This is a genomic window from Micromonospora sp. NPDC005203 (assembly GCF_042872705.1).
GTDB lineage: Bacteria > Actinomycetota > Actinomycetes > Mycobacteriales > Micromonosporaceae > Micromonospora.
Genome location: NZ_JBIAKV010000016.1, coordinates 52,679 through 78,317 on the forward strand (window position 1 = coordinate 52,679; position 25,639 = coordinate 78,317).

At 72.2% G+C, this 25,639-nt stretch carries 30 protein-coding genes and 1 pseudogene; 16 read left to right on the forward strand and 15 right to left on the reverse strand.

The window, feature by feature from the left end; all coding sequences use genetic code 11:
- Window positions 1–191 precede the first annotated feature (191 nt).
- Window positions 192–659 (reverse strand): HNH endonuclease, encoded by a 468-nt coding sequence (locus ACFYPM_RS27530; protein ID WP_387202770.1) that lies wholly within the window; start codon window positions 657–659, stop codon window positions 192–194.
- 214 nt (window positions 660–873) lie between these two features.
- Here ACFYPM_RS27530 and ACFYPM_RS27535 point away from each other — a divergent pair, with 214 nt between their 5' ends.
- Window positions 874–1,596, forward strand: a complete 723-nt coding sequence (locus ACFYPM_RS27535) for a VOC family protein (protein WP_387202773.1) — start codon at window positions 874–876, stop codon at window positions 1,594–1,596.
- A 104-nt stretch (window positions 1,597–1,700) separates the two neighbouring features.
- Entirely contained in the window at window positions 1,701–2,474 is a 774-nt protein-coding gene (locus ACFYPM_RS27540; RefSeq protein ID WP_387202776.1) for a methyltransferase domain-containing protein, read from the forward strand.
- A 124-nt stretch (window positions 2,475–2,598) separates the two neighbouring features.
- On the opposite strand, the gene ACFYPM_RS27545 is transcribed toward ACFYPM_RS27540, so the two are convergent.
- Window positions 2,599–3,291, reverse strand: a complete 693-nt coding sequence (locus ACFYPM_RS27545) for a TetR/AcrR family transcriptional regulator (RefSeq protein WP_387202779.1) — start codon at window positions 3,289–3,291, stop codon at window positions 2,599–2,601.
- A 53-nt stretch (window positions 3,292–3,344) separates the two neighbouring features.
- On the opposite strand from ACFYPM_RS27545, the gene ACFYPM_RS27550 reads away from it, so the two are divergent.
- Window positions 3,345–4,463: an FAD-dependent oxidoreductase gene (locus ACFYPM_RS27550; protein WP_387202782.1), complete on the forward strand. Its 1,119-nt coding sequence runs from the start codon at window positions 3,345–3,347 to the stop codon at window positions 4,461–4,463.
- A 50-nt stretch (window positions 4,464–4,513) separates the two neighbouring features.
- Here ACFYPM_RS27550 and ACFYPM_RS27555 read toward each other — a convergent pair whose 3' ends face one another.
- Window positions 4,514–5,434: an alpha/beta fold hydrolase gene (locus tag ACFYPM_RS27555; RefSeq protein WP_387202785.1), complete on the reverse strand. Its 921-nt coding sequence runs from the start codon at window positions 5,432–5,434 to the stop codon at window positions 4,514–4,516.
- An 81-nt stretch (window positions 5,435–5,515) separates the two neighbouring features.
- Between ACFYPM_RS27555 and ACFYPM_RS27560 the strand changes: the two genes are divergently transcribed.
- Both ACFYPM_RS27560 and ACFYPM_RS27565 read left to right on the forward strand, forming a co-directional pair.
- Window positions 5,516–6,091 carry a TetR/AcrR family transcriptional regulator gene (locus tag ACFYPM_RS27560; protein WP_387202787.1) on the forward strand — a complete coding sequence of 192 codons (576 nt, stop codon included), beginning with the start codon at window positions 5,516–5,518 and terminating at the stop codon, window positions 6,089–6,091.
- Between the two features lie 49 nt (window positions 6,092–6,140).
- Complete coding sequence (locus ACFYPM_RS27565) at window positions 6,141–6,623, forward strand: NUDIX hydrolase (RefSeq protein WP_387202790.1); 483 nt, start codon at window positions 6,141–6,143, stop codon at window positions 6,621–6,623.
- A 23-nt stretch (window positions 6,624–6,646) separates the two neighbouring features.
- On the opposite strand, the gene ACFYPM_RS27570 is transcribed toward ACFYPM_RS27565, so the two are convergent.
- Together ACFYPM_RS27570 and ACFYPM_RS27575 are read right to left on the reverse strand one after the other, a co-directional pair.
- On the reverse strand, window positions 6,647–7,381 hold the full coding sequence (locus ACFYPM_RS27570; RefSeq protein ID WP_387202793.1) for an SMI1/KNR4 family protein: 735 nt from the start codon (window positions 7,379–7,381) through the stop codon (window positions 6,647–6,649).
- Window positions 7,382–7,474: 93 nt separating this feature from the next.
- Entirely contained in the window at window positions 7,475–8,215 is a 741-nt protein-coding gene (locus tag ACFYPM_RS27575) for an SDR family oxidoreductase (protein WP_387202796.1), read from the reverse strand.
- Between the two features lie 135 nt (window positions 8,216–8,350).
- On the opposite strand from ACFYPM_RS27575, the gene ACFYPM_RS27580 reads away from it, so the two are divergent.
- Window positions 8,351–8,833, forward strand: coding sequence for an RrF2 family transcriptional regulator (locus ACFYPM_RS27580; protein ID WP_387202799.1), 483 nt, complete (start codon window positions 8,351–8,353; stop codon window positions 8,831–8,833).
- A 7-nt stretch (window positions 8,834–8,840) separates the two neighbouring features.
- Here ACFYPM_RS27580 and ACFYPM_RS27585 read toward each other — a convergent pair whose 3' ends face one another.
- Window positions 8,841–10,391 carry an ArnT family glycosyltransferase gene (locus ACFYPM_RS27585; RefSeq protein ID WP_387202802.1) on the reverse strand — a complete coding sequence of 517 codons (1,551 nt, stop codon included), beginning with the start codon at window positions 10,389–10,391 and terminating at the stop codon, window positions 8,841–8,843.
- A 122-nt stretch (window positions 10,392–10,513) separates the two neighbouring features.
- Between ACFYPM_RS27585 and ACFYPM_RS27590 the strand changes: the two genes are divergently transcribed.
- Both ACFYPM_RS27590 and ACFYPM_RS27595 read left to right on the forward strand, forming a co-directional pair.
- Window positions 10,514–11,545 carry an aldo/keto reductase gene (locus ACFYPM_RS27590; RefSeq protein ID WP_387202805.1) on the forward strand — a complete coding sequence of 344 codons (1,032 nt, stop codon included), beginning with the start codon at window positions 10,514–10,516 and terminating at the stop codon, window positions 11,543–11,545.
- Complete coding sequence (locus tag ACFYPM_RS27595) at window positions 11,542–12,048, forward strand: DUF664 domain-containing protein (protein WP_387202808.1); 507 nt, start codon at window positions 11,542–11,544, stop codon at window positions 12,046–12,048. The genes ACFYPM_RS27590 and ACFYPM_RS27595 overlap by 4 nt, the downstream gene beginning before the upstream one ends.
- Before the next feature lie 19 nt (window positions 12,049–12,067).
- Here ACFYPM_RS27595 and ACFYPM_RS27600 read toward each other — a convergent pair whose 3' ends face one another.
- The 3 genes and pseudogenes from ACFYPM_RS27600 to ACFYPM_RS27610 all read right to left on the reverse strand — a co-directional run.
- Entirely contained in the window at window positions 12,068–13,336 is a 1,269-nt protein-coding gene (locus ACFYPM_RS27600) for an MFS transporter (protein ID WP_387202811.1), read from the reverse strand.
- Between the two features lie 210 nt (window positions 13,337–13,546).
- Window positions 13,547–13,789, reverse strand: a complete 243-nt coding sequence (locus ACFYPM_RS27605; RefSeq protein ID WP_387202814.1) for a flavin reductase — start codon at window positions 13,787–13,789, stop codon at window positions 13,547–13,549.
- 19 nt (window positions 13,790–13,808) lie between these two features.
- Window positions 13,809–14,082 (reverse strand): annotated as a pseudogene (locus tag ACFYPM_RS27610) (hypothetical protein); the annotation flags it as partial.
- Window positions 14,083–14,321: 239 nt separating this feature from the next.
- On the opposite strand from ACFYPM_RS27610, the gene ACFYPM_RS27615 reads away from it, so the two are divergent.
- Complete coding sequence (locus ACFYPM_RS27615) at window positions 14,322–15,089, forward strand: DUF5753 domain-containing protein (RefSeq protein ID WP_387202817.1); 768 nt, start codon at window positions 14,322–14,324, stop codon at window positions 15,087–15,089.
- Window positions 15,080–15,271, forward strand: coding sequence for a DUF397 domain-containing protein (locus ACFYPM_RS27620; RefSeq protein ID WP_387202819.1), 192 nt, complete (start codon window positions 15,080–15,082; stop codon window positions 15,269–15,271). Before ACFYPM_RS27615 ends, ACFYPM_RS27620 begins: the two co-directional genes overlap by 10 nt.
- A gap of 68 nt (window positions 15,272–15,339) precedes the next feature.
- On the opposite strand, the gene ACFYPM_RS27625 is transcribed toward ACFYPM_RS27620, so the two are convergent.
- Window positions 15,340–16,566: an MFS transporter gene (locus ACFYPM_RS27625; protein ID WP_387202822.1), complete on the reverse strand. Its 1,227-nt coding sequence runs from the start codon at window positions 16,564–16,566 to the stop codon at window positions 15,340–15,342.
- A 68-nt stretch (window positions 16,567–16,634) separates the two neighbouring features.
- Here ACFYPM_RS27625 and ACFYPM_RS27630 point away from each other — a divergent pair, with 68 nt between their 5' ends.
- Window positions 16,635–17,138, forward strand: a complete 504-nt coding sequence (locus ACFYPM_RS27630) for a MarR family winged helix-turn-helix transcriptional regulator (RefSeq protein ID WP_387202825.1) — start codon at window positions 16,635–16,637, stop codon at window positions 17,136–17,138.
- Between the two features lies 1 nt (window position 17,139).
- Here ACFYPM_RS27630 and ACFYPM_RS27635 read toward each other — a convergent pair whose 3' ends face one another.
- Complete coding sequence (locus tag ACFYPM_RS27635; protein ID WP_387202828.1) at window positions 17,140–18,147, reverse strand: hypothetical protein; 1,008 nt, start codon at window positions 18,145–18,147, stop codon at window positions 17,140–17,142.
- Window positions 18,144–18,500, reverse strand: coding sequence for a PadR family transcriptional regulator (locus ACFYPM_RS27640; RefSeq protein WP_387202830.1), 357 nt, complete (start codon window positions 18,498–18,500; stop codon window positions 18,144–18,146). The genes ACFYPM_RS27635 and ACFYPM_RS27640 overlap by 4 nt, the downstream gene beginning before the upstream one ends.
- Before the next feature lie 97 nt (window positions 18,501–18,597).
- Here ACFYPM_RS27640 and ACFYPM_RS27645 point away from each other — a divergent pair, with 97 nt between their 5' ends.
- The 3 genes from ACFYPM_RS27645 (at window position 18,598) to ACFYPM_RS27655 (ending at window position 20,132) form a co-directional block, all read left to right on the forward strand.
- On the forward strand, window positions 18,598–19,113 hold the full coding sequence (locus ACFYPM_RS27645; protein WP_387202833.1) for a DUF2087 domain-containing protein: 516 nt from the start codon (window positions 18,598–18,600) through the stop codon (window positions 19,111–19,113).
- A gap of 52 nt (window positions 19,114–19,165) precedes the next feature.
- Window positions 19,166–19,642: a MarR family winged helix-turn-helix transcriptional regulator gene (locus ACFYPM_RS27650; RefSeq protein ID WP_387202836.1), complete on the forward strand. Its 477-nt coding sequence runs from the start codon at window positions 19,166–19,168 to the stop codon at window positions 19,640–19,642.
- Between the two features lie 76 nt (window positions 19,643–19,718).
- Window positions 19,719–20,132: a DUF6069 family protein gene (locus ACFYPM_RS27655; RefSeq protein WP_387202839.1), complete on the forward strand. Its 414-nt coding sequence runs from the start codon at window positions 19,719–19,721 to the stop codon at window positions 20,130–20,132.
- 65 nt (window positions 20,133–20,197) lie between these two features.
- Here the strand turns inward: ACFYPM_RS27655 and ACFYPM_RS27660 are convergent, their stop codons facing one another.
- On the reverse strand, window positions 20,198–20,710 hold the full coding sequence (locus tag ACFYPM_RS27660; RefSeq protein ID WP_387202842.1) for an alpha/beta hydrolase fold domain-containing protein: 513 nt from the start codon (window positions 20,708–20,710) through the stop codon (window positions 20,198–20,200).
- A gap of 68 nt (window positions 20,711–20,778) precedes the next feature.
- On the opposite strand from ACFYPM_RS27660, the gene ACFYPM_RS27665 reads away from it, so the two are divergent.
- Both ACFYPM_RS27665 and ACFYPM_RS27670 read left to right on the forward strand, forming a co-directional pair.
- Window positions 20,779–21,777, forward strand: coding sequence for a tyrosine-type recombinase/integrase (locus ACFYPM_RS27665; protein WP_387202845.1), 999 nt, complete (start codon window positions 20,779–20,781; stop codon window positions 21,775–21,777).
- Between the two features lie 28 nt (window positions 21,778–21,805).
- Complete coding sequence (locus ACFYPM_RS27670) at window positions 21,806–22,651, forward strand: LLM class flavin-dependent oxidoreductase (protein ID WP_387202848.1); 846 nt, start codon at window positions 21,806–21,808, stop codon at window positions 22,649–22,651.
- A 25-nt stretch (window positions 22,652–22,676) separates the two neighbouring features.
- Here the strand turns inward: ACFYPM_RS27670 and ACFYPM_RS27675 are convergent, their stop codons facing one another.
- Together ACFYPM_RS27675 and ACFYPM_RS27680 are read right to left on the reverse strand one after the other, a co-directional pair.
- On the reverse strand, window positions 22,677–23,849 hold the full coding sequence (locus ACFYPM_RS27675) for a hypothetical protein (RefSeq protein ID WP_387202851.1): 1,173 nt from the start codon (window positions 23,847–23,849) through the stop codon (window positions 22,677–22,679).
- 31 nt (window positions 23,850–23,880) lie between these two features.
- The gene (locus tag ACFYPM_RS27680; RefSeq protein ID WP_387202854.1) at window positions 23,881–25,584 is read right to left on the reverse strand and encodes an acyl-CoA dehydrogenase family protein; all 1,704 of its coding nucleotides are present in this window, start codon (window positions 25,582–25,584) and stop codon (window positions 23,881–23,883) included.
- Window positions 25,585–25,639 lie beyond the last annotated feature (55 nt).

Here is a 25,639-nt window from a genome sequence, read left to right on the forward strand (position 1 = left end):
GGCCATGGTCGACCCGCCCCACGGGCGATGAAGCCGGCACGACTGTTCCGGCGCCGCCGGGACCGAACGCCGAGCGCGACAGTTTCTCCCGCCCGACGGTCCTTGGTGCGCGTCCGGGCGAGTTCGCGGCCGATCTGGACTGGTCTGGCTGATCGCCGGCCCGACTCGGACCGGACGCCGCCCGTGCGTACTCAGCCCACCTGCCGCCCGTACGCGGCCCGTGCTGCGGCGACCTCCGCGGATTGGCGCACGCGCCACCTCTGCTGGGCCTCGCTGTTGCACACTCGGCATACCTTGCGGTATCGACCACTCGTGGGATCGATATCTCGCTCGTGCCCGTTGCGACAGTGCGGCTGCTGGGCGCGGTCGCGACAGGTCTCGGCGTGGGTCACCTGCTGCAGATGGGTGGGTTCGATGCAGTCCGGCGTGCCACAGATGTGGCGTACGTCCAACTCGGGGTCGTAACCACCCACGAAGACGACGTAGGCCGCGATGTGTGCCCACGCCCTCCCGGCGACCTTCTGGCGCACGCCCCGCCGGCTACCGTAGCCGCGCACGATCAGGCAGCCGTCGTCTCGACGAACCGAACGATCGATGAGGTACGCGCGCAGGGTCTGCTCCGTGAAGTGTCGAGATAGACCCGTCAACTGCGACAGCATCTCACCAGGCTAGGTGGGCGCCCCCAACGCGTCGCGACCGGCGGCAGATCCGTGCGTCCGACCTCGGCGAGACACGGACGACGGGCAGGCAAGCGCCGCCGATGACTTGGCCCGGCTGCGTTGCGTTCTGGGTCATCAGCCGATCGGGCGCCCGGAGGCGATGATCGGCTATTTCCATGTGCGACGGGCACCCTGCGACGCCTAGGAAGGAGGCATGACCAACGAGCGGACCGTTCCCCTGCTGCCGTGCGCATCCATTGACGACATCGAGGCCTTCTACGGAGTTCTCGGTTTCCGCACCACGTACAAGCAACGCAAGCCCAACGCGTGTGTGGGGGTGCAGCGGGAGGACCTGCATCTGCAGTTCTTCGAGATCGCCGGATTCGATCCGGAGCAGTCCTATGGTTCGTGTCTCGTGCTCACCGCGGACATCGAAGGGCTGCATCGGGCCTTCGCAGCCGGCATGCGCGCTGCGTACGGCAAGGTTCTGGTGTCCGGAACGCCGCGGATGACCCGGCCCAGGGCACGGAAGAACGCCGACGGGTTGGGCGGATTCAGCGTCATCGACCCGGGCGGCAACTGGATCCGCGTCTTCCGGGACGCCACCACCGCGCCCCTGCCGCCAGCCGCCCCGACTGCCGGGCGGCTGGCCAAGGCTCTGGCGAATGCTGTCGTGCAGGCCGACTCCAGGGGAAGCGTCGGACAGGCCCAACGGATCCTTGACAGCGCGTTGGCCCGCCCGCAGGCCGACGACGACCCGGTCGAGCAGGTAGAAGTCCTGGTCTACCGCGCCGAACTCGCACTGGTGCTGCACGACCCAGAGACCGCGGCCGAGATGCTGGCCCGCGCCCAGTCCGTCACGCTCACGGAAGACGAATCCGAAAGGGCGGCATCCGCGTTCGACAACGCCGCCGAACTCGCAGCGGCACTGCGGTGACTCACCCTACGGATGGCCCGACGCGACGGCTCGCATCCGGATCCCGACCATCTTCTGCGCAACTTCTCCACCAACCGGACTAATCTTTCGTGTTGGGTGGATGCATGACTCAGCACGCCGAGGCGACCGCCGCACCGGACCCGATCGCATACCTGGACGCCGCCGCTGGCACTGCGGTGGGCCTGGATTACAAGCGGCGTTTCCTCGCAGCTCTCGATCTGTCGCCGGGGCACGCGGTGGTCGACATTGGTTGTGGACCCGGCACGGACCTCGGTCGACTGGCCGACGCGGTAGGCGAAACCGGTGCGGTGATCGGCGTTGATCGTGAGCCTCGGATGGTGGCGGAAGCGGGTCGCCGCCATGCGGAGCGTCCCAATGTCGAGTTGCGTGCGGGCGACGTGCACACCCTTCCGCTCGCCGATGCATGCGTTGACCGGGCCCGAACGGACCGCGTCCTTCAGCACGTCGACGATCCCGCGGTGGCGATCACGCAGGTCCGGCGGGTGCTTCGGCCCGGAGGTGTGTTCGGCATGGCCGAGCCGGACTGGGACTCCCTCGTCGTCGCCGAGGAAGACGCAGAGACGAGTCGGCGCTTCTCGCGTTTCGTGGCTGGGCGGGTGCGTAACGCGACGGTCGGCCGCGAGGTGGCCCGGCTCTGCACAGAGGCAGGCTTCGAAATCAGGTCGGTGGAAGCTCTTCCGGTGGTCTTCCGAGATTTTGCGACGGCCGACCAGATCCTGGGGTTACGTCGAAATTCGGCGCGGGCCGTCGAAGCGGGTGTGGTTGCCGAAGCGGATGCCGCGGGATGGCTCCAGCGCCTCCGGACCGGGCCGTTCCTTGCCGGGTTCACCTTCTACCTGGTCACCGTTCGGGCGTGAGCCGAGTTGAGCCCCGGCGAGAGGCCAGCGGATCTGTGCAGATCGTCGAACAGTTCGTGTCATCGGCGAGGCCTTGGCCGAATCCGAGTCGACGCTCGCCCTCCTGTTGGGCAGGAGGTGAGCGTCACGCCGGCGGTCGGGTGAGTTTGGCGGCCACGGCGTCGAGGACCCAGTCCAAGCCGGTCGCGAAGGATGCCTCGGCGTCCACCTCCGTGCCGTCGTGCACGGCCTTGGAGAGTGCCGGGAAGCGGCCCGTGGCCAACATTGTCGTCACGTGCGGGCCGAAGGCGCGCTGCCACTCGCGCTTGGACAGGCCCGTGGCGCGCTCGGCCCGCAGGTTCGCGATCTCGCGCCGGATCGCGCCGGTGACGTAGGCGCTGACGGTTGCCACGGCCCGCAGGACGGTGTCGATGTCGGCGAGGCCGTCGAGGGCGGCCAGGTTGGCCTCGGTCACGGCCATGCCGTTCGGGCCCAGGGTCGGGCGGCCGCCGAGCAGATCGGCCAGCCAAACGTGGCGCAGGGCGGCCTGCCTGGTGCGGTGGGCGAGGACGCCTAGCGCCTCCCGCCAGTCACCGGGTCGCTCGTCGGGGAGAATCTCGGCGTGGACCTCGTCCACGATGAGGTCGAGCAGCTCGTCCTTGGTGGAGATGTAGCCGTACAGCCGCATCGGGCCGGCGTTCAGGCGGGCGGCGACCTTGCGCACCGACACCGCGCCCAGCCCGCCCTCGTCGGCCAGCGCGATGGCGGCGGCGATGATCTGCTGCCGGTCGAGTGGCACGGGGGGAGGCGGCGGCTCCGGCCGGTCCCACACGGTCATTGTCACTCCCTGCTGTTGCGAGTCATTGTACGAGCCCGATACGGTGTATTGCTATGAGACAGCGTATCGCGGTGGTCGGAGGCGGCCCGGCGGGCCTGACCTTTGCCCGTGTCCTGCACCGCCACGGCCACCCCGTCACCGTCCTCGAACGTGACCCGGCGCCCGACTCCCGCCCCCCGGGCGGCACGCTCGACCTGCACGAAGGGCTGGGCCAGCTGGCACTGGACAAGGCGGGGCTGCTGGCCGAGTTCCAGGCGCTGTCTCGTCCCGAGGGGCAGGCCATGCGGATCCTGGACACTGCTGGGACCGTTCTGCGCGACTGGCGACCCGGCCCGGATGAGCGGGCCAATCCGGAGATCGACCGGGGGCACCTCCGTGACCTGCTGCTCGGCTCTCTCGACGTGCGGTGGGGGCGAGAGGTGATCCAGGTGGTGCCCGGGACCGGGGATGGCGTACTGGTTCATGTCGCGGACGGGCGGCAGGAGACGTACGACCTCGTGGTGGGCGCCGACGGCGCCTGGTCCCGGGTCCGCCCGGCGGTCTCGTCGGTGACGCCGCGGTACACCGGCGTCACCTCGGTCGAGACCTGCCTCGACGACATCGACGCCCGCCACCCCGACCTCGCCCGGTTGGTCGGCGACGGGTCGGTGGCCGTGTACGGCGTGAACCGATCCCTCGTCGCCCAGCGCAACAGCGGCGGTCACGTCAAGGTGTACGCCAAGTTCCGCGCCCCGCTGGACTGGCACGCCGACCTGGACCTGACCGACGTCGAGGCCACCCGCACGCGCCTTCTGGCCCTGTTCGACGGCTGGGCCGCGCCCGTCCTCGACCTGCTCGGCCACGGCACCGCTTTCGTCCACCGCCCCTTCTACGTCCTGCCCGAATCCCACAGCTGGGCCCACGTCCGCGGGGTGACGCTCCTGGGTGACGCCGCCCACCTGATGCCACCGTTGGGGGCGGGCGCGAACCTCGCCATGCTGGACGGTGCCGAACTCGCCGAGGCCATCGCCGCCAACCCAGAAGATCTGGACCAGGCCGTGCGCGCCTTCGAGGAACGGATGTGGGCACGGGCCGGCAGGTGGGCGACGATCACGACGGCCGGTCTGGAACGCCTCGTGAGCCCGGACCCCGCCGAGGCCCTCGCCCTCTTCGACCACGTCCAGCCATCCTGACCACCAGACTCATCGCCAGCAGGAATGAGCGGGGGTGGTAGCACGATGTGTCAGCTGAGCGGCATGCCTGCTGCCGGTGTGCCACCGAGAAAATCCTTGAGGACCTGAATGAACCGCGCCGGTTGCTCCTCGGCCACGTAATGGCCGCAGTCGTCGATGATCACCTCGGTGACGTCGTCGGCAGCCAGCCGCATCGTCGCGGCGGCCGCTGCGCCGCTGTACTGCGCGCCGCCGACGGCGAGCACCGGCAGCGTCAGCCGGGTCTTCGCGCGCTGCTCGTTCTGCGCGATCGTCTCGTCCAGCGCCCGGTAGTACGCGAAGCTCGCCTGCAGCCCGCGAGGATCCGCGACGATCGCATCGACGTAGACGTCGACGGCGTACGCGGGGACCGCGTCCGCGGTGGCTGCCTTCTTGGCAAACTGGTAGCCGAAGAAGAGCCGCTCCCGCCCCCGGACCAGTTCCTCGTTGAGGTCGGTGAGCTGATTGAAGCCGAAGTGCCAGAACCGCTGGTTGACCGCGGCCGGGCTGAAGACCGACGGGGTCGGCGTGATGCCCGGGATGATGGCGTCGACGACGGCGAGCCGGCCGACCCGCTCGGGGTGATCGGCGGCGATGGCGTACGCGGTCCACATGCCGATGTCGTGGCCGACCGCGTCGAACCGGTCGTGCCCGAGCGCCGCCATCAACGCGACCAGGTCGGCGGCGAGGGTGCCGGCGTCGTACCCGTCGTCGGGCTTGTCGGAGAGCCCAGCCCCGCGTGAGTCGACGGCGACGACGGTGTGCTGGCGGGCGAGCGCGGGCATCACGTCCCGCCAGGCGTACCAGGTCTGCGGCCACCCGCCGACCAGCAGCAGCGGCGGGCCTTCCCCGCCGGTGACGGCGTGCAGCCGCAGCCCGTTCGCCGCCACGAGGCGGCTGGTGAAGGCATCGGTGAACCCGTCGGGCAGCCGTAGCGAACTCAGGTTTGTCATGCCGGTGACCATACGCATGTTGGAACGATCAGTACAAGACTGCTTGGAACGATCGGTACAAGATGTGTAGACTGACGAACCATGGCGGGCCGCAAGCAATTCGACGTGGACGAGGCGCTCCGACGCGCGATGTACGTCTTCTGGCGCTGGGGCTATTCGGAGGCCTCGATCGATCGCCTCACCGAGGGCACGGGCCTGGGTCGGGGCTCGCTCTACGGCACTTTCGGCGACAAGAGCACCCTCTTTCGCAAAAGCCTCCAGCGCTACGCGCAGACCTACCACCCGCTGTACGAGCAGGCACTGACCGGCCCTCACCCGAGCCCGAGCGCCGTCGTGGCCGCCTACCTGCAGGTCACCCTGAACCGCATCGCCGACCCGACGGTCCCGGACGGCTGCCTGCTCACGGTGTCGGCAACGCAGTTCCCGGCCCTCGACGCGGAGGGCCAGGAGATGGTCGGCGCCATGATCGACGGTTTGCGGGCGATGCTGCGACAGGCGTTGCTGGCGGCGGGGGCCGATGAGCAGGAGGCGGCAGAGTTGGCGTTGTGCGCGCTGGCAACGAACAAGTCCCTGGCGGTGCTGAGCCGCGCCGGCTTCTCGAGCGACGACCTGGCAACCGTCGCCGCAGCCGCCGCCCGCAACCCCTCCCCGAACTGACCGACGCGGACGACCCCACATTCCCGGCAACTGCGCGATCCTGGTCACTGTGATCACGCAACGGCTCCGAGTGGCCGCGTACGCGGTGTGTCTGCGGGACGAGAGCCTGCTGCTCGCCCGTTGGGTGTCGCCGGACGGGGCTCGGCGGCACTGGACGTTGCCCGGCGGCGGGGTCGAGCACACCGAGGATCCGTTCGACGCCGTCGTGCGCGAGGTGGCGGAGGAGACGGGGTACGCGGCGCGGGTCGAGCAGTTGCTCGGGGTGAACTCGCGGACCAGGAACGTGGAACGGCTCGACGACGACGTTGTCGAGCTGCACATGCTCGCGGTGTTCTATCGAGCCCGGATCGTGGGCGGTGAGCTTCGATCGGAGACCCGCGGCACGACCGACCTGGCGCAGTGGGTTCCGATGGCGCAGGTCGTTGCCCTGGAGCGTTCCGTCGTCGTCGACATCGGTCTGGAGTTGCACCGCAGCGCGCCACCCACCGGGCACGTGGGGCCGATCCCCACGACCGGCCTGCTGCGACACTGACCGCCCGTCCAGGTCGGCGGTGATCAGATGTAGGGGCTGCGAGCTTGGACGTCCCGAAGCCAGGCCGGACGCGTTCCCCAGGAGGACGACGGGGTGCTGCCCCACTCGCAGGCCGGCCCCACGAGGGGATCGATCTGCAGGGGCGAGGTGTCCGGGTCCGCCGCGAACAGGGCGAGGTCCTCGGCGTAGCGGACGAGCAGCTGCGTCCAGGATGGGGCCAGCACGTCCCAGGAGGCGCATTCGATATCCACCCGAACCACCTGTCCGGGCGTTCCTCCCGGTGCCGGGTCACCGTCGAGCAGCCACAGCACGTCGCCGTTCAGGTCGCCCACGACCACCGCGCCCGGCGAACCGATGATCGGCCGCACCGGCCCGTTCAGGCAGAGCATCTCGCTGTCGACCAGGTGCGCCCAGACCTGCGGATCGTCCCAGTCCGGCTCCGGACCATAGTTGTCGCGCCACATCTGGGTCATCTCGACGATCAGGTCGGTGTCGCAGAGGTTGGTCAGCGGCACCGGGCTGGGCGCGAGGGACGGCAGTGTGGCACCGGGTTCGGTCCCGTCGTGGATGCGGAGACTGGCGCGGAAATCGGGCGGCAGTGTCCTGCCCAGGGCGGCTTCGGCCGCATCGATCGCGGGTGCCGGCGCTGGCGCGTTGAGTAGCCGTAGGGACGACGGCAGGACGCCACCGAGGCCCGCCTCGATCCGCGCCCACGCCTCGGCAACGCGCCTGTCGACCTCGGCCGCGGTGTCGGTCACGACGCGGACCTTAGCCGTCACCACCTCGTCTTCGCGGCCCCGACTCCACGACCGGCACCGGCCCGCACGTCGGCGTGCGGGCCGGCGGACGCCTCAGCCCTGGCGGTCGAGCCACTCCCGGTAGGTGGTGGAGGCGATGACGGCGTCGTCGACGGCGATGAGCGCCGCGCCGGGTACGGCGGCGAACATGCCGACGTTGTCGTCGGTGGTGACGGTGCGCTGGTCACCTCGCGCGGCGAGGGTGACCCGTCCCAGCTCGTCGAGGGCGAAGACGTCGGGGCCGGCGACGTTGCGGACACCGCGCAGCGGTGCGCCCGTGCTGACGTCCGCGACGGCCTGCGCCACGTCGGCCGCGGCCATGGGCTGCACGGGGGTGCGGGGCAGGCGGACGGTGGTGTCGTCGGCCGTCCACGACAGGATCGCCTCGACGAACTCGAAGAACTGGGTGGCGCGGACGATCGAGTACGGGACGGGACCGGCCTTGAGGATGTCCTCCTGCAGGACCTTGGCGCGGTAGTAGGCCAGGTCGGGCACCTGGTCGACGCCGACGATGGAGAGCACCACGGCGTGGCTGACGCCCGCGCGATCGGCGGCGGCGAGGAGGTTGTCCATGGTCGTCTGGAAGAAGGCGGGGGAGGCGTCGTCGAAGGTCGGCGAGTTCGTCAGGTTGACGACGACCTCGGCGCCGGTGAGCCCTTCGGACAGGCCCTGCCCGGTGAGCAGGTCCACCCCGGTGGAGGGCGAGAGCGGCGCCGCGTCGTGCCCGGCGGTCCGCAGGATCCGCACGACCTGCGAGCCGATGAGCCCGGTCCCACCCAGTACGGCGATCTTCATGAATGCACCTTCCCGTGACGTTGTGGGGTCTTTGTCCGGTCCCCAGCGAGGCGGCCGATACTCGGACCTTTCCTGTCCGGGAACAATACTCGGACAATTGAAGTCCGAGTAAGTGGGGTTGGCTAGGGTGAGGTCATGAAGATGTCCGGCGGGGTCGAGTGGGCGCTGCACTGCTGCGTGGTGCTCACCGTCAGCAGCGCACCCGTGCCGGCGGCCAGGCTGGCGGAGCTGCACGACGTGTCCGGCAGCTACCTCGCCAAGCAGCTCCAGGCCCTGGCCCGCGCCGGCCTGATCCACTCCGTGCAGGGCAAGTCGGGCGGCTACGTGCTGACCCGGGCACCGCAGAGCATCACCCTGCTCGATGTGGTCCGGGCCGTCGACGGCCCCGGCCCGACCTTCGTCTGCACCGAGATCCGCCAGCGCGGCCCGTTCGCGACCCCGGCCGACGCCTGCACCACGCCGTGTCCGGTCGCCCGGGCGATGTGGGCAGCCGAGGACGCCTGGCGCCAGGCGCTCGCCGCCGTCACCATCGCCGACCTCGCCCGCGACGTCGACGCCACCTCGGGCCCCGAAGCGCTGGCCGGCATCCAGGCCTGGCTGACCAGCGGAGCCGGCTGAGGGCCGGTCACCCGGTGTGGCGTACCTCGGTGTCCCAGATCTGCGCCCACGGACGCCGCAGCCCCCGGCAGACGTGGATCGGGCCGCCGTTCTCGTCGTTGTCCACCTCGACCCGCTGATCCACCCGCCCCGCGAGCGTGCACTCGTCGAACCAGGCGGTCAGCGGCTCGGGGCGCTCCCAGCCGACCGCGATGACCACGTCCGCGCTGGCCGGCGGCTGGCCGAAGTCGACCATGCTGTTGTGCCCGGAGTATGCCCGGGGCAGCTCACGGACCGGACCGTAGCGGGCCAGCGCGCCGGCCTCGCCGTAGTTGCTGGTCAGGATGACCGCGCGGGGGCGCTCCGCGGGCGGCAGCCCACGATGGACGGTGGCGACCGAGTCGGCGAACGCCGGCCAGCCGATCGTCTCGCCGGCGTCGTAGTTGACGTCGACCACGAAACCGGGCAACCGCTCGGCCGGCAGCACCGGCAGCAGCAGCACGATGTTGGGCAGCAGGAGCGGCACCACGCCCAACGCGAGCAGCCCTCGGCGCAGCCGGACCGACCCGCGCGACGCCCACCCGACGGTCACCACCGCGCCGGCGGCGGTGAGCACCAACAGCAGCGGCGCGTCGTAGTAGCCCTTGCCGCCGGCGACCAGCACGATGCCGAACACCACCAACCAGGCCCAGGCCACCGCCCGATAGGCCCGCCAGGCCGGGCGGCGCAGCAGCGCGACGAGGCCGGCGATCCAGATGGGTACGGCGTACGGGCTGATGATGACGAACTGGAGGGTCAACGCGTCGCGGCGGCCACTGTAGGAGCTGTCACCGTCGGCGATGGACGCCGCCACGCCGAGCTGGGGAAAGCCGTGCGCCGCCTGCCAGATCAGGTTCGGTGCGGCGAGCAGCAGGGCGATCCCGGCGGCGGCGAGCACCCAGCGGTCGCGCAACAGCCGACGCGGCCCGGCGATGAGCACGCCGGCGATCAGGCCGACGGCCAGCAGCGCGGGCAACACCTTGCTGAGCATGCCCACACCGAGCGCCAGCCCGATGCCCAGCGCCCAGCGGCTGTCGCCGGTGCGCAGCAACCGCACCGCACACCACACCGCGGCCAGCCAGACCAGCAGGTCGACGGTGGTGGTGCTGAGCAGGTGCCCGCTGGCGAGCACGATGCCGGACAGCGCGGCCAACACCGCCGCGCAGGTCTGCGCGCCGCGACCGGCGCCCAGCTCGCGGGCGATGGCGGCGACCAGCAGCACCGCGCCACCGGCCAGCAGCGCCGACGGGGTCCGCAGGATCACCAGGTTGTCCGGCGCGATCGTGTCCAGCAACCGGGCCAGCGCCGGGACCAGCGGACCCTGGTCGACGTAACCCCAGTCGAGGTGCCGGCCGGCGAGCAGGAAGTACAACTCGTCGCGGTGATAGCCGTAGCGCCCCGCGAGCAGCAGCAGGACCATGCTTGTCGTCAGGGCCACCAGCCCCGGGAGGCGGGTGGGCGCACCGGGCTCCGGTGCTCCCGGCGGTGACGTCGGAGCCGACCGCTGGGGTCGGTCGATGTTGATCGCGGACTCGCTCACCCGCCCATGATGACCGGCGAGGTGGCAGCGCGGGTGCCCGTACCGGGGCCTGGCGGCCTCCCTGTGCGGGTGGCCCCGCCGAGTGCGAAGATCGGCTTTGTCACTCGGACCGAAAGGACGATATGCGCTATCGCACTCTGGGGGGCACCGGCACGGTGGTGTCGACCCTGTGTCTGGGCACGATGACGTTCGGGGCGGAAACTGACGAAGCCGGCAGCTTCGCCCAACTGGACCGGTTCGTCGAGGCCGGTGGCACCCTCATCGACACCGCTGACGTCTACTCCGCGGGTGTCTCCGAGGACATCGTGGGACGCTGGCTGCGGACGCGGCCCGACCTGCGTGACCGACTGGTGATCGCCACCAAGGGGCGGTTCCCGATGGGTCCGGGCGGCAACGACGCCGGCCTGTCCCGGGTGCACCTCACCCGTGCCCTGGACGCCAGCCTGCGGCGGCTCGGTGTCGAGGCCGTGGACCTGTACCAGGCGCACGCCTGGGACCCGCTCACCCCGCTGCCGGAGACGCTGCGGTTCTTCGACGACGCGGTGCGCGCCGGGAAGATCCGCTACGCGGGGGTCAGCAACTTCACCGGTTGGCAGTTGCAGAAGGCGGCCCTGCTCACCCAGCACCTCAACCTCACCCCGATCGTGACCCTGCAACCGCAGTACAACCTGCTGGCCCGGGAGATCGAGTTCGAGCTGGTGCCGGTCTGCGAGAACGAGGGCATCGGCATCCTGCCGTGGTCGCCACTGGGCGGCGGCTGGCTGACCGGCAAGTACCAGCGCGACAGCACGCCCACCGGCGCGACCCGGCTCGGTGAGAACCCGCAGCGCGGCGTCGAGGCGTACGCCGGTCGCAACGCCGAGGAGCGCACCTGGCGGGTGCTCGACGCGGTGCGCCGGGTCGCCGACGAACGGGGCGTGTCCATGTCGGCGGTGGCGTTGGCCTGGCTGGCCGCCCGGCCGGCGGTCACCTCGGTGATCCTCGGTGCTCGTAACACCGAGCAGCTCGACGACAACCTGACCGCCGCGGACCTGGTCCTCGACGCCGAGCAGATGCGGTCGCTGGACGAGGCGAGCGCCCCGTTGGTGGGTGACTACCCGTACGGCGGGGCGGGTGTGCGACAGCGCGCCCGCGACCTGCCCACCGGGTCGTGATCGCCTTCCCCGAGCCGACCGACCCGGCCGGCAGCCGCACCGAGGTCTTCCTGCGCTACCTGGACTACTTCCGCGAGTCCATGGTGGCCAGGGTGTCCGCGTTGGCCGAGCCGGAGCTGCGGCGCAGCCGGCTGCCGTCCGGGTGGACCCCGCTGGAGTTGCTCACGCATCTGCGGCACGTCGAGCGGCGGTGGATCGAGTGGGGTTTCCAGGGCCGGGACGTCGCGCAGCCGTGGGGCGACCGCCGCGAGGACCGCTGGTACGTCGCCCCCGACGAGACGCGGGAGGACCTGGTGGCGGCGCTGCGGGCGCAGGGCGCGCACACCACGGCGGTGGTGACGGCGCACGACCTGGCGGAGGTCGGCGCGCCGGGGCCGCGCTGGAACGGCGCGGCCCCGGCGTCGCTGGAGCGGGTGTTGTTCCACCTGGTCCAGGAGTACGCCCGCCACCTCGGTCACCTCGACGTGGTCGCGGAACTCGCCGGGGGCCCGACCGGGGAGTGACGCCGCCGGCTCGGTCTGATCAGCCGATCTCCTCGGTGGACGCCGTCGGTGTCGCACCGTCGGCGCGTCGCATCGCCCGTGGCAGTCGCAGCGCGACGACGCCGGTGGCCACCAGGCCGCCGACGCCCGCGATCACCAGGGTCACCGGAGCGGACGTGAGGTCCAGCAGCAGACCACCGACCAGGTAGGACAGCGCGGCGGCGACCCCGATCGCGCCGTACAGATTTCCGAAGACCCGGCCGAGCATGCCCGCGGGGACCGTCCGTTGCAGCAGCGTGCTGGAGGCGACGTCCATGGCCGCCAGCCCGAGCCCCCGGACCCCCTGGAGCGCAATCGCGGCGGCGACGGCCCAGGCGAGGCCGGTCAGCAGGTTCCCGAGACTGCTGACCCCGAAGCCCACGATCAGCAGCAGCGCCATCGACGCCCGGGTGCCCCACCGGGACAACATGGCGTACCCGGCGACGAGTCCGATGCCGACCGCGCCCAGCAGCAGCCCGAACGCGGAGTTGCCCACCTCGAAAGTGTCCCGGGCCAACACCAGCAGTGCCACGTCGTCGACCCCGTTGAAGGCGACCACCGCGGTGAAGCCCAGGAAGATCACCCGCACCGTCGGAACGCTGAGCAGATAGCCGATTCCCGATCTGGCCTGGCGCAGGAGCGACGGCTGGCGCCCCTCGGTAGTCACCGCCGGGATCGAGGGGAGAGTCGCGAGCAGCACGGCCGAGACGAGGAACGTCACCGCGTCGACGAGCAGCAGCCCACGCACTCCGACCAGCGGGAACAGAGCTGCGGCGAGGAGCGGGCCGGCCGCCTCCGCCGCGTTCGAGCCGAACCCGACTGTGGAGTTGGCGGTCTCCAGGTCACGGTCGGCGACCAGTGCGGGCACCGCCGCCCGAGACGCCGGTTGAAAGATCTGCGAGGCGGTGGCGCGAATCGCGACGAGGGCCAGCAGCACCGGCAGCGGGGGCAGCGTCACCACGATCACCAGCAGGACCGCGGCCTGGACGAGTTCGCAGACGACCATCAGCCGCCGGAGGTTGAGCCGGTCGACGAGGGCGCCGCTGAAGGGACCCAACATCGAGGGCGCGAGATCTCCGACAAGCAGCAGGAGGGAGACCGCCAGCGCCTTTCCCGTCGTCTCGCTGACGTGCAGCATGAGCGCGACAAGGCTGAGCGAATCGCCCGCGTACGAGACGAGTCGGGCCGAGAAGAGAGCGCGAAGGGGTCGACTGCGGCGAAGCAGTTGGGTGGGACGCAGCGAGACGCCGCCGGTCGCTGCGTCTGACATCTGAATCCCCCGATTCATGGAGGTGCCGTTGACCGACCAGCCTCTGGGTGAGGTTAGCCATACCGGCGTCGAAGAGCGCGCGATTAATGCCGGGCGCCCCGACCAGCGGCGCAGGCAGCGCCGACCTACCTCTGCGCTTGCCCGACACCGGTGCGTACCGCCGGACCGCTCGGCGCGGCGGTCCCCGTCGCCGGTCGGGAGCGGGATGGCTCAGCGGGCTTCGGCCCAGCCGACGAAACGCGGTGCGAGTTCGGGCGACGTGATACCCGGGTTGAGCGTGCTGAGGTCGGCTTCGGCCGCCTCCTGAAGCTCTGTCAGGTGAGCCAACAGGCCGGGCCGATCCTCGCGGTACTCGCCGAGCAGGCGCAACTTCGCGGCCGAACACGGCCACCGGATGCCGCAGACCCGGCACCGCCACGACGGCCGCAGCGGGGAGTGCGTCGGGCGTGGCATCAGCGCACCCCACGGGACCGGTACGCCGGCTCGGTGCGGGCCGGTGGGTCTCGGTGGCCCGGCGCGGGGACAACGCCTGGATCCGCACGCCCGCACGCATGACGAACAGTTCGCGCCGCGCGACCGCCTCGCCCTTCGGGTTCAGCTCGTAGGCGTCGAGCCAGAGCCATCCGTCGTAGGTGTGTCGGTCGGGGCAGTTCGCGGATGACCCGGACGACTATCGGTCTGTGGAACTGGACGCTGGCGGCGGTGCTCAGCAGGATCACGTCCCCGGCCCGCAGGGTGCCGGTCATCGCGGCTCCTGTGGCTGTGGCCGCGCTGCTCCGGCTTCTTCGGCTGGCATCGATGCCCCCTGGCTGGCGTTGGGAAGGGGGCCGCCCCGTCGGGGCGGCCCCGCCACGAACGCGTCCGCCGGGTTCGGGTCCCTGCCGGCCGCGCCGTCTACACCGCACTTTGCCGAGAGTTGCTGGACAGTCACACAGCGTTGTGCAATCTTCTTCGGACAGTTGGTTTGTTCTTGGGGAGGATCGGCATGAATCACGCCTTTGTTGCGGCGCTCGCCGAGGCGGGTCACACCGCCGAGAGCCTCGCAGGTCGGATCGGCGTGCACCCGAAGACCGTCGCGAGATGGGCGAACCCGGGCCACATTCCGCAGAGTCGACATCGCTCGACCGTCGCGGAGTTGTTGGCAAAGGACACCGACGCGCTTTGGCCGGACATCGTTCGTCGCCGCGAGCCGGTGTGGTTCCGGCGGTGGGTCGACATCGAACGCGAGGCGGTGACGCTGCGGTCATTCGAATTGGCCTGGGTGCCCGGACTGTTGCAGACCGAGGCGTACGCGCGGGCGACCCTGGCGGGTGGGGTGCTGCGACCGGATGCGGTAGTCGAGTTCGCCGAGGCGCGGATCAACCGGCAGGCGATCCTCACCCGGGACAGTGGACCGCTGCTGATCGCCGTGCTGGACGAGGCGGTGCTCCGGCGACGCGTCGGCGACGACCGCGCCCTGATGGCGGCGCAACTGACCCGCCTGCTCGGGCACGCCGAGACCGACAGCGTCCAGCTCCACATGGTTCCGGCGGACGCGCCCAGCTATCCCGGCCTGGACGGCCCGTTCACCATCGCCGACATGCCGGACGGGTCGCGGGTCGCGCACGTCGACGGCCCGGCGCAGGCGCAGATCCTCGACCAGGCATCGGAGCTTGTTAACCTGGAACGACGGTGGGAGCGTATTCGTGGAGAGGCACTGCCCCGAGGGCGTTCCCTGGACCTTCTGAGAGAAGCGGCAGCATCATGGACATGAGCGGCGCGCGGTGGCGTAAGAGCACGAAGAGCGGCGGCAACGGTGGCAACTGCGTCGAGGTCGCCGACAACCTCCCGGGCATGGTCCTCGTGCGGGACACGAAGGATCGCGACGGCGGCACCCTGACCTTCAGCCCGCAGGCGTGGCGTGGCTTCGTCGCGATGACCCGCGACGCCGGCTGACCGAGCACCCCGCACACAGGCTCCCGGCGCTGGTCGGGGGCCTTTCGCGTGGGCGCGCGCGGCTTGGCTCACCTGACGCCGGCAGGTTCGACCGCTCGCGGGCTGGCCGGCCAGGTGAGTCGGCGTACGCCGGGGACGAGTGAGGTGCCCGCGCAGGAGACGAGGACCAGCAGGCCGGCGACGGCCAGCGGCACGGGTGCGCCGAACGCGTCGGCGGCCAGTGGCGCCAGCGCGTACCCCAGCGGCATGGCGGCCAGCGACACCAGCCAGTCGTACGAGGTGACGCGGGCCAGGACCTCCGGCGGGAAGTGGTGCTGCACGACGGTCTCCCAGACCGGGTTGAAGTAGCCGAGGGCGGTCAGCGCCACGGCGTACGTGGCGATCACCGCCGAGGCGGGCGCGGCGACGGCGAGCAGGACCAGCGGCGTGGCGTAGCTCGCCAGCGCGAGGTTGGCCAGCAGCACCGGTCGGCGCAGGCGGACCCGCCCGGCCAGCAGGGATCCGGTGAGCATGCCGACCGCGCCGGCCTGCAACAACAGCACCCAGGTCGTCTCGCCGCCGAGGCGGTCGATGGCGACGGCCGGCCCGAGGGTCATCAGCACGGCGGCGGCGCCGTTCCACACGCCGTGCCCGAGCAGGCTGGTCCAGAACCAGTCGCGGGCGCGGACCTCCGCGAAGCCGTGGCGCAGGTCGGCGAGTACGGACCGGTGGGGCACCGGCACGTGGCGGATCCGCACCAGCGCGAGCAGCAGGGCGCTCAGTGCGAACGACGCGCCGTCGAGGATGAACGCCCAGCCGGGCCCGGCGGCCCAGACCAGCGCGCCGGCCAGCGCGGGGCCGGCAAGGCGACTGGTGTTGGCGGTGATTCCCATCAGGGCGTTTGCCCGCTGCCGGCCGGCCGGTTCGACGGCGCCGGCGACCAGCGGAGACGCGGTCGGCATCGCGAACGCCGAGGCGGTGCCGCCGAGGGCGGACGCGATGACGACTGTGGTCAGTGACGGGTCACCGCCGAGCAGCTCCACGCCGACCGCGAGCTGGGTGGCGCAGCGGACCAGGTCGGCCAGCAACGCGACCCGTCGGGCGTCGAACCGGTCGGCGACGACACCACCGAGTGGTAACAGCAGCAGCCGGGGGACCATCGCCGCGGCCAGGACGACGGCCAGCGCGCCGGTGGAGCCGGTGGCCCGCAGCACGGCCAGGGCCAGCGCGGCGGGCACCACCGCGTCGCCGACGGCGGAGACGGTCCGGCCCAGGAACAGCAACCGGAACGAGCGGGTGCGCAGGGGATGGGTCATACCGGCAATATACTTCGACGTCGAACCTTTCGGCAATGAATATTTCGACGTTGAGGTAAACTCGGGCGGTGACCACGACTCCCGATTCCGTCGACAGCCACATCGAGCGGTGGCTGCCGGTGGTGCCGCACCTCGACGTAGATGTCGAGGGCGCGGTGACCAGGATGATCAAGCTGACCCGGCACCTGCGTTCGGTCAAGGAGCGGGTCCTGGTCGATTTCGACCTGTCGGTCCACGAGTACGACACCCTGCAGGCCCTGGCCGGCCGCCGCGGCCGGGCGGCGCCCTCGGACCTCGCCGCGGACCTCGCGATGGCGCCCGCCTCGATCACCGCGCGGGTGGACGCCCTGCTGCGGCGGGGTTTCGTGCGCCGCATCCCGTCCACAGTCGACCGCCGGCGGGTGGACGTGGAGCTCACCGACGCGGGGCAGGCGGCGTGGCACGGGGCGATGGAGATCCAGGGCGCGGAGGAGCACCGGTTGCTCGGCGCGCTCACGGCGACCGAACGACGACACCTCGCCGACCTGCTACGCCGGGTGCTCCTCGTCGCCGAGCAGCCGACGGCCGACTGAGCTAAGCAGTTGATCCAGGGCGCGGCGAGATGCGTGTGGAAGGTGTCGGCGGCAGGACGACCCGTCGTTGGATTATCAGCACGGCCGACATGACGGTCGCCGCCGCGACCGCCACGATGATGGCCGCTGTGGCCAGCGTCGCCCGGTCCGCACCCGGTCCGCCGCCGTAGAAGCTGACGGCGAGTTCTTCGGCCAGCGGATGCAGCCGCAGCATGCCGATCGGGCAGAGCAGCACCAGCAGTGCCCACGCACCACGAAGGTCGTTGCGCGCCGCCAGCCCGACGGCGACGAGCAGCGTCACCGAGAGAAGTGCCATCCCGGCGCCGGGCAGGACCTGCCCGGCGGGCCAGCCGTAGTACGCACGGAGCACGTCGCCGCCGTTACGGGCAAAGGTCGCCGCTACGGGTAGGGCCGCGGCGGCGCCGGCGACGGGCAGCAGTCGTCGCCACACGGGCGGCTGGCCGGGAACGCCGAGCGCCACGAACCCGAGGCAGACCTGGGCGAGGAGGACGAACAGTGGGGGCCGGGACCGGTCCACGATGGCGGCAAGCGGCACGACGGCGACGGTGAGGACAAGGGCGAGACCGATCGCCAGGCGGGTCCACCGACCGGGTGCCACCGCGTGCACCACCGCGGCGAGCAGCCATGCCGCCCACACGCCGATACCGAGCGAGACGGACGTGCCGTGCTGCGCGAAGCCGAACCACGCCGTCGTCCACGGATTGAGCTCCAGCACGGCCCAGCCGCCGGCTAGAGCCGTGGCGGTCAACAACGCCAGCGTCGCGGCCAGCCGCACGCCGTTGCCGATGCCGGTGGCGCGGATCGCGCGTAGGCGCTGGCGTAGCCCGCCGCCGGCTATGTCGGTCAGGTCGGCGACCGAAGGCCACCGCCGGTCCGGCGAGGACAGAGCGAGGTACGTGTCCACGATCTCGGTGCCGCGCGCGTCGCGGTAGCCGGCCGGATAGAAGATCCGGACCAATCGCAGATAGCGGCGTTCCAGGTCGCTCATGCCGTCCCCCCACTGAGTCGGGGCATACCTTGGCGGGTACGTGTGGTCAACCGGGCGGTTGCGGCCTCGACGTTGCGGCGCATCCGCTCGGTCTCGTTGGCGAGCAGGTCACCGCCGTGCTCGGTGAGCCGGTAGTAGCGGCGCAGCCGGCTGTCCACCACCTCCTCCCGCTCGACGATGACCAGACCCGCGTCGAGCAGCCGGTCGAGGGCGCCGTAGAGCGTGCCGGGGCGCAACGACACGCGGCCTTCGGAGAGCCGGGCTACTTCGGTGATCAGTCCATAGCCATGAAGCGGCTCCGCGGCCAGCGCCGTGAGGATCAGGAACGTGGGTTCGCGTACCGGTGTCTCCACGCCCTCAATGTGTCGGGTCCGAAGGTATAACGGCAGATGGGCGGCCGGCCGGAAAACGCCTGGCGGTCGGCGTACCGCTGATGCGAGGGTGACCGGCGTGACTGCGCATACCCTGGCCGGGGCACTGGCCGACGACGGACGGCGACGGATCTTCGCGGCGATCGTGCTCGGCGCGACAAGCGCGGCGCAGGTCGCCGAGCGCACCGGCCTGCCGGCGCGGGTCGCGCTCACCGGGGTCCGCCGGCTCACCGACGCGGGCCTCGTCGCCGGTGCGGACGGCGCGCTCGCGGCCGACGAGGCATCGCTGCGGGCGGCCGCCCGCGACAGTCGCCCGGCCGACGACACCGACCCGGCCGCCGATCCGGTGCTGCGGACGTTTCTGCGCGGCGACGTCCTGGTGGGCCTGCCGGCGCAGCCGAAACGGCGGCGCGTTCTGCTCGCGCACATCGCCGAGCGGTCGTTCGAGCCGGGTGCCCGCTATCCGGAGCGGGCCGTCGACGAGGCGCTCAAGGCGTGGTGCGCGGCGGGCGGGTCGGACCACGCCACGCTGCGTCGCTATCTGATTGACGAACAGTTGCTCACCCGGGAGCACGGCAGCTACCAGCGGCCCTGATCGTCCACGGCGCAAACCGTCTGGTCGCGGAGCATCTTGCTAGCCTCGGCGTATGACCTCCTGCACGCCCGCCGACGGCCCACCGGACCTGTTGTTTCTGCTCTCCTGGGCGAGTCACGCGTTGCAGACCGAGCATGCCGCGGGGCTGGCCGAGCTGGGTATCTCGCCGCGGGCGCACTACGTGCTGGCGCAGGCCCGCGCCGGCGAGCTGACCCAGCGCGAGATCGGCGAGCGGTGTGGCGTGGACAAGACCACGATGGTCGTCACGCTCGACCAGTTGGAGCGGACCGGGCTGGCCGAGCGCCGACCGGCGCCGACGGATCGGCGAGCCCGGCTGGTCGTGGTGACTCCGGCGGGGGAGCAGGTCCTGCAACGGGCGCAGCAGGTGGTCCGGCGTATTCAGGACGACCTGCTCGCGACCCTGCCCGAGCAGGATCGGGAGGCGTTTCTGCGCGCCCTGCTGGCGTTGGTGAGCGGGCCGCTGGCCACTACCTCCCCGTACGCGCCGGGCGGCCGCTCCACCTGTTAGTTCCGAGAGAGATAGTTCCGAACAAGACTATCTGCTACGGTCGTACTCGTTCGTTTCCCCTGAACGAGGAGCCGTCATGAGCGCTACCGCCGTCACGACCCCCACCACCTCGACCCTGCGCCGCCGCGCCCTCGGCGTCGCCGCCGCCGTCGTGGCTGCCCTGGCCGTCTGGGCGATCGGCGCGCTGGCCGGAGTCGACTTCACGATCGAGAGCCCAGGTCAACCCGCCACCGACATCGGGGCCGGCGCGATCGTCATCGTCGCCCTGGGCGCCGCCCTGCTCGGCTGGGCGACGCTGGCCCTGCTGGAGCGGTTCGCCCCACGGGTCGCCCGGCCGGTCTGGATCTCCCTCGCTGTGGTGGTGACGGCGGTGTCCCTCGTCCCGCTGCTGGGCGTCGAGGCCACCGGCGGGGCCAAGCTGACCCTCGGCGCGGCGCACCTGGCCGTGGCGGTCCCGCTCATCGCCCTGCTGCCCCGCGCCCGCCGGTAGACCTCGCGACACGCCGCCCGCCGCGGAACAGCGACACAGAAGTCCGCGGGGCCGGGATGAGCCGGTTAGGCGAGCCGCTCGCGGAGGAAGTCAGCGATGTCTCCTCGGGCGGCTCGGGCCTGGCGCACGACGCCGGGCATGCTGAGGAACGCGTGTGGCGCGTTGGGATGCTCGGTGAGGGTGGCAGGCGTTCCGGCGGAGCGCAGGCGGGCGGCGTAGGTGCGGCCCTGATCGGCCACCGGGTCGAGGGTCGGCACGACGACGAGAGCCGGGGCGAGGCCGCCCAGGTCGTCGGAGTGCAGCGGCGAGACGGCGCGGGCGTCCGAGCCGTCCGGGACGGCCAGCCGGCAGAAGAACTCCATCTGGGTGACAGTGAGGGTCGGGCTGGTGGCGTGTTCCCGCATCGAGGGGTAGTCGAAGGCGGTTGCGGTCAGGTCCGTGCAGGGGTTGACGAGCACCTGGGCGCGTAGCGGCACATGTGCCTCCCGGGCGCGGATCGCGCTCAGCGCGGCGACCGTCCCGCCGGCGCTCTCGCCGAAGACCGCGGAGCGGGTTGCTGGTGCTCGCCCACCACGCATGATCACGGTCTCGGTGGGATCGGCGCGCCTACCCGCTGATCCCACCCGAGGCTGAGAGCCTTTTTCACATGGTGTTCTCCGACGCTCCGGTGCTGGCCCGCCCGTCCGCGCCACCCGCGCTGCCGAGTGGACCGGTCGAGGTCACCGAGGCGTGGCTGCGTAACCGGCGGTTGTCCGAGCACACCCGCGACGCGTACCGACGCGACGTCACCGGCTGGCTCACCTGGTGCGCCGGCCGCGACCTCGACCCGCTGCGGGCCACGTTCCTGCACGTCAACGACTATGCCCGGGCGTTGGAGTCCACACTCGCCGCCCACAGCGGGCGACCGCTGACCCCGGCGACCGTGGCGCGACGGCTCTCCGCGCTGTCCAGCTGGTACGACTTCCTGGTGAAGCTGGGCGCGGTGCCGGCCAACCCGGTCTCCGGCGCGGACCGGCCCCGGGTCGACCGCGACCACTCGGCCACCCTCGGGCTCAGCCCCGAGGAGGTCGACGCCCTGCTCGCCGCCGCCGACGCGGACACCGGCCCGACCGCCCTGCGCAACCGGGCGGCGATCGCGCTCCTCGCCGACCTGGGCCTGCGGGTCGGGGAGCTGATCTCGCTGGACCTGACCGACCTCGGCACCGAACGCGGGCACCGCAGCGTGCGCTTCGTCGGCAAGGGCGGCAAGCAACGCCGCCGGGCCCTCACCCCCGGCAGCGGGTACGCCGTGGACGCCTACCTGGCCCAGCGGGCCGCCGCCACCGGTGTGCCCGTGCCGCAGCTCACCGGGCCGCTGCTGGTCACCGCCAGCGGCGCCCGCCTGGACCGGCACTCGGTGTTCCGGATGGTCCGCCGCCTCGCCCGCGCCGCCGGGATCCCGGCCTGGGCGAAGCTGTCACCGCACTCACTGCGGCACGCCTTCGCCACCACCGCCCGCTCGGAGGGGGTGCCGCTGGAGGACGTGCAGGACGCCATGGGCCACGCCGACCCGCGCACCACCCGCCGCTACGACCGCGACCGGTACAACCTCGACCGCGACCCGGCCTACGTGGTGTGGCAGGCCCGGTCCCGCCGCCGCGGCTGACGTCGGACCCCCGGCCTACGGTCGACGGATGAGACACGGTCTGGAAATCTCCTGCGGCGGCGCGGCCGTCGCGGTGTCCACCCTGGTCGAGCTGGGTGAGCGCGCCGAGCGCGCCGGTTGGGACGGCGTGTTCCTGGAGGACTACCTGATCCACTACTCCGGCGACGACCCGTCCACCTACGACCCGTGGTTGGTGCTCACCGCGATAGCCGGCCGCACCGACCGGGTGCGGCTGGGCACCACGGTCACCGCGCTGCCCCGACGCCGCCCGGCGAAGCTGGCACGGGAGGTCCTCACCCTCGACCACCTCAGCGCGGGCCGCGCCACCGTGGCGGTCGGCGTCGGCGACCCCGCCGATCGGGGGATGGCCGCGTTCGGCGAGCAGACCGAGGTGTCCGTGCGCGCCGCGATGCTCGACGAGGGCCTCGACCTGCTGACCGGGCTGCTCAGCGGTGAGCGGGTCAACCACCACGGCACCCACTACCGCGCCGACGACGTTGCGCTGCGACCTGCGCCGGTGCAGTCGCCCCGGGTGCCGGTGTGGGTCGGCGGCAGCACCCAGGCCGGGGCGGCGCGCCGCCGCGCGGCCCGCGCCGACGGCATCGTTCCGTACAAGCTCACCGACACCGACGGGTGGTCCGACTTCACCCCCGACGAGGTCCACGACCTGGTCAGCGCCCTGCCAGCGACCCGCGCCGACGGTCAACCGTTCGACGTGGCGATCGGTGGCCGGCGGCGCCGATCCGACGAACGCGCTGAACGGGCGTACCTCGGTGAGCTCGCGGCGGCCGGCGCCACCTGGTGGTTGGAGTTCGTCCCGGTCGGCGACCCGGGCACGATGCGCGCCGCCGTCGCCCGAGGCCCGCTGCGCTGAGCGTCGACCCGCGGACGCGATCGGGTCAGGGGGCACCCAGCGGCCAGAGCGTCACGCGGGTGCCGTCGCCGCAGATGAGCCGGGTGCCGACCCGCCGGCAGCCGCTCAGCCCGGCCGGAAGCACCGCGATCACCCGGTGACCGTCCGCGCCCACCGTCGCGACCAGCACGCGCCGGCCGTCCGAGGCCAAGCCCAGCAGCACCAACGAATCGCCGGCGACCCGAGCGCCCGCGACGGTGTGCCAGCGCGCCCCGCCCGGCCACGTCCACCGCCGCACGCCGGTGCCCGCGTCGATGGCCCAGCGGCCCTGCTCGTCCTGCCCGCAGATCAGACCCTGGCAGGGCCGCAGGGTCATCTCGCCCGGCTCGGCCGCCACCTGCCAGCGCGGCGTCAGCCCGGGCAGGTCGTAACCGCTCAGCGCCGACCCGCTGCTGCCGCTCGGATGCCGCAGCACCAGATGTGCGCCAACGACCTGCGGATTGTCCGGGCCGTAGTCGGCCGGCGGAAGCCACCCCCGCCCGCGGTCGGCGCCGTCGCGGATGTCGAGCAGCCGGGCCAGCCCGTCGTCCTGGACCAGCAGCAACCGCCCGGGCACGTCGGGCAGCACCCGCAGGACGGCCGTGGATGGCACCGGCACCGACCAACGATTGACACCGGTGGCCGGATCGACCCCGTGCACTCCGCCCTCGATCCGGCGACCCGGCTCGGAGGCACTGCGTACCTCGCTCACCGCGACTGCCACGTCGCCGGCCGCGTACACCCGCTCGGGTCGTCGCCACACCACCTGACCCGTGCGGATCGACCGGGCGGTGGTCACTCGCGTCCCGCGTACCTGGTCGCGTTCGGCGACCAGCACCACGTCACCGACTGTTTCGGCGGACCACCCGGAGCCCGGCGGCACCGCGACCCGCCACCGCGCCGGGTTACGTGGCGCGGCCGCGTCGTAGGCAGTCATCGTCGGCGGGTCCGGGCCGGGGTCGACGACCAGAAGCAGCGGCCCCGCGCCGAGCACGGTCGCACCGGCAGGCGTCCTCGGTCCCAGCTCAGGCGTCAGGTATTCGGGCTCGGCGGCCCCGCCGAGCAGGGCGCACGCCACCACCAGCAGCGCCACCCGCCGACCCCGCGACACCTGCGGCGGGGGTCTGTCGTCGTCTCGGGGCGCACCCCGGTCGTCGCCCAGCTCGATCAGCACCGACATGGGTGCCCGTCCGTGCGCTCGCTCCGGGCGGTCAGCAGAGCAACTCCAGGTGGTGGTGGGCGTCCTCGGCGATCTCCTCGTGCCGCAGCCAGCGCCGCGCCCACAGCCGGGCCGCCAGCTCCGCCTGCTCGTCACCCCACGCGGCGTGCTCGACGAGCAACGCGGTGGTCAGCGCGTACGCGAGGCGCAGCGCCAGACCACGGGCACCGGCCTGCACCGCGGCGGCGCCCGGATCGGCGGTCACCGAGGTGATCGTGTCGCCCAGCCGCGTGGCGGCGGCGGCCAGGGTGTCGGCGAGCGTCGGCGACAGCGGTCGGGCCAGGTCGACCGCGGCGGCGAGCCGGCCCAGCACCGGGGTCCCGGCGTCCTCCCTGGTCAACGCGCGCAGCACGTCCAGGGCCAGCACATTTGTGGTGCCCTCCCAGATCGGCAGCACCTGCGCGTCGCGCAGCAGCCGGGGCACACCGGTGTCCTCCACGTAACCGGCGCCGCCGAAACTCTCCACGTACTCGCTGGCGGAGCTGACGGCCAGTCGGCCGGTGGCCAGCTTCGCCAGCGGCGCCACGATGCGCAGCTCCGCCGCGGCCTCCGGGTCGGCGCCGACCTCGACCCGCCCCAGCAGGGCGAACGCGTGCCCGGCGAGGGCGAACGCGCCCGCCGCGTCGACCGCGAGGGTGCCCAGCGTGGCCCGGTGCAGCGGCGAGGACATCAGCGGGCCGCCGGCGACGTGCCGCACGTCGGCGTACGCGCGGGCGTAGTCCAGCCCGCGGCGCATCCCGCCGGCCGCCGCGGCGGCGTTGTGCACCCGGGTCACCACGACCAGGGTCATCGCCCGGACCAGGCCGGGCACCGCCGGGTCGCCCAGCGGGAGCGCGTACGCGTCGTGCAGACCGATCTCGGCGGTGGGCAGCGCCCGGGTGCCGAGCTTGTCCTTGAGGCGGCGCACGGTGACACCCGATGCGGGCGCGTCCGGCGCCCCGCCGATGCTCAACGGCGAGTCGGCCGCGTAGCGGGGGACCAGGAACGGTGCGAGCACCCGACTGCCGCGCCCGGCGTCCTCCGGCCGGGCCAGCGCCACCGCCATCGCCGCGTCGGCGGCCGAGCAGAACCACTTCTCCCCGGTCAGCCGCCAGGACCCATCCGCCGCCGGTCGGCCGATCGTGCTCGACCGGCCCAGGTCGGAGCCGCCCTGCGACTCGGTCATCCACTGCCCACTGGTGATCGCCGTGGCCGGGTCCGTGGAGATCAGCCGGGGCAGCCACGCGTCGCGCACCCCGGCGTCCACGTCGGGCATGCTCAGCAGCGCCGCCGCCCCGTCGGCCATCGCCACCGGGCAGGAGAACGTCGCCGACTCCGGCCCGTACAGGTGCAGCAGGGCGTGTTGCACGACCCGCGCGGCGGCGCCCCAGGTGCCGCGCGCCTCGGTCAGGTAGGGCAGCGCGACCACGGCGTGTCGGGCGGCGGCGGCACGCTGCGCCTGCCAGCCGGCGGAGGTGTCGATCCGGTCGACCCGGGCGCCCCACGGGTCATAGCGGACCAGGGTCGGCGGGTGCGCCTCCGCGTCGGCGTGGGCCGCGCGCAGCGGCCCGCTGACGTCGGCGGCCAGGTCGGCGAGGCGTCCCTTCGCGGCGGCGTGCCCGTCCGGACCCAGGTGGCGCTCCAGCCAGGAGCGCAGCAGGCCGTCACCGGCGTACGGATCGACGGGGGGTGGCACCGGCTGCACGAAGCGGCTCATCGATCGACTCCTGGTACTGCTCGGGGACGTGCGCCGACGGTAGACGATCCGTGGT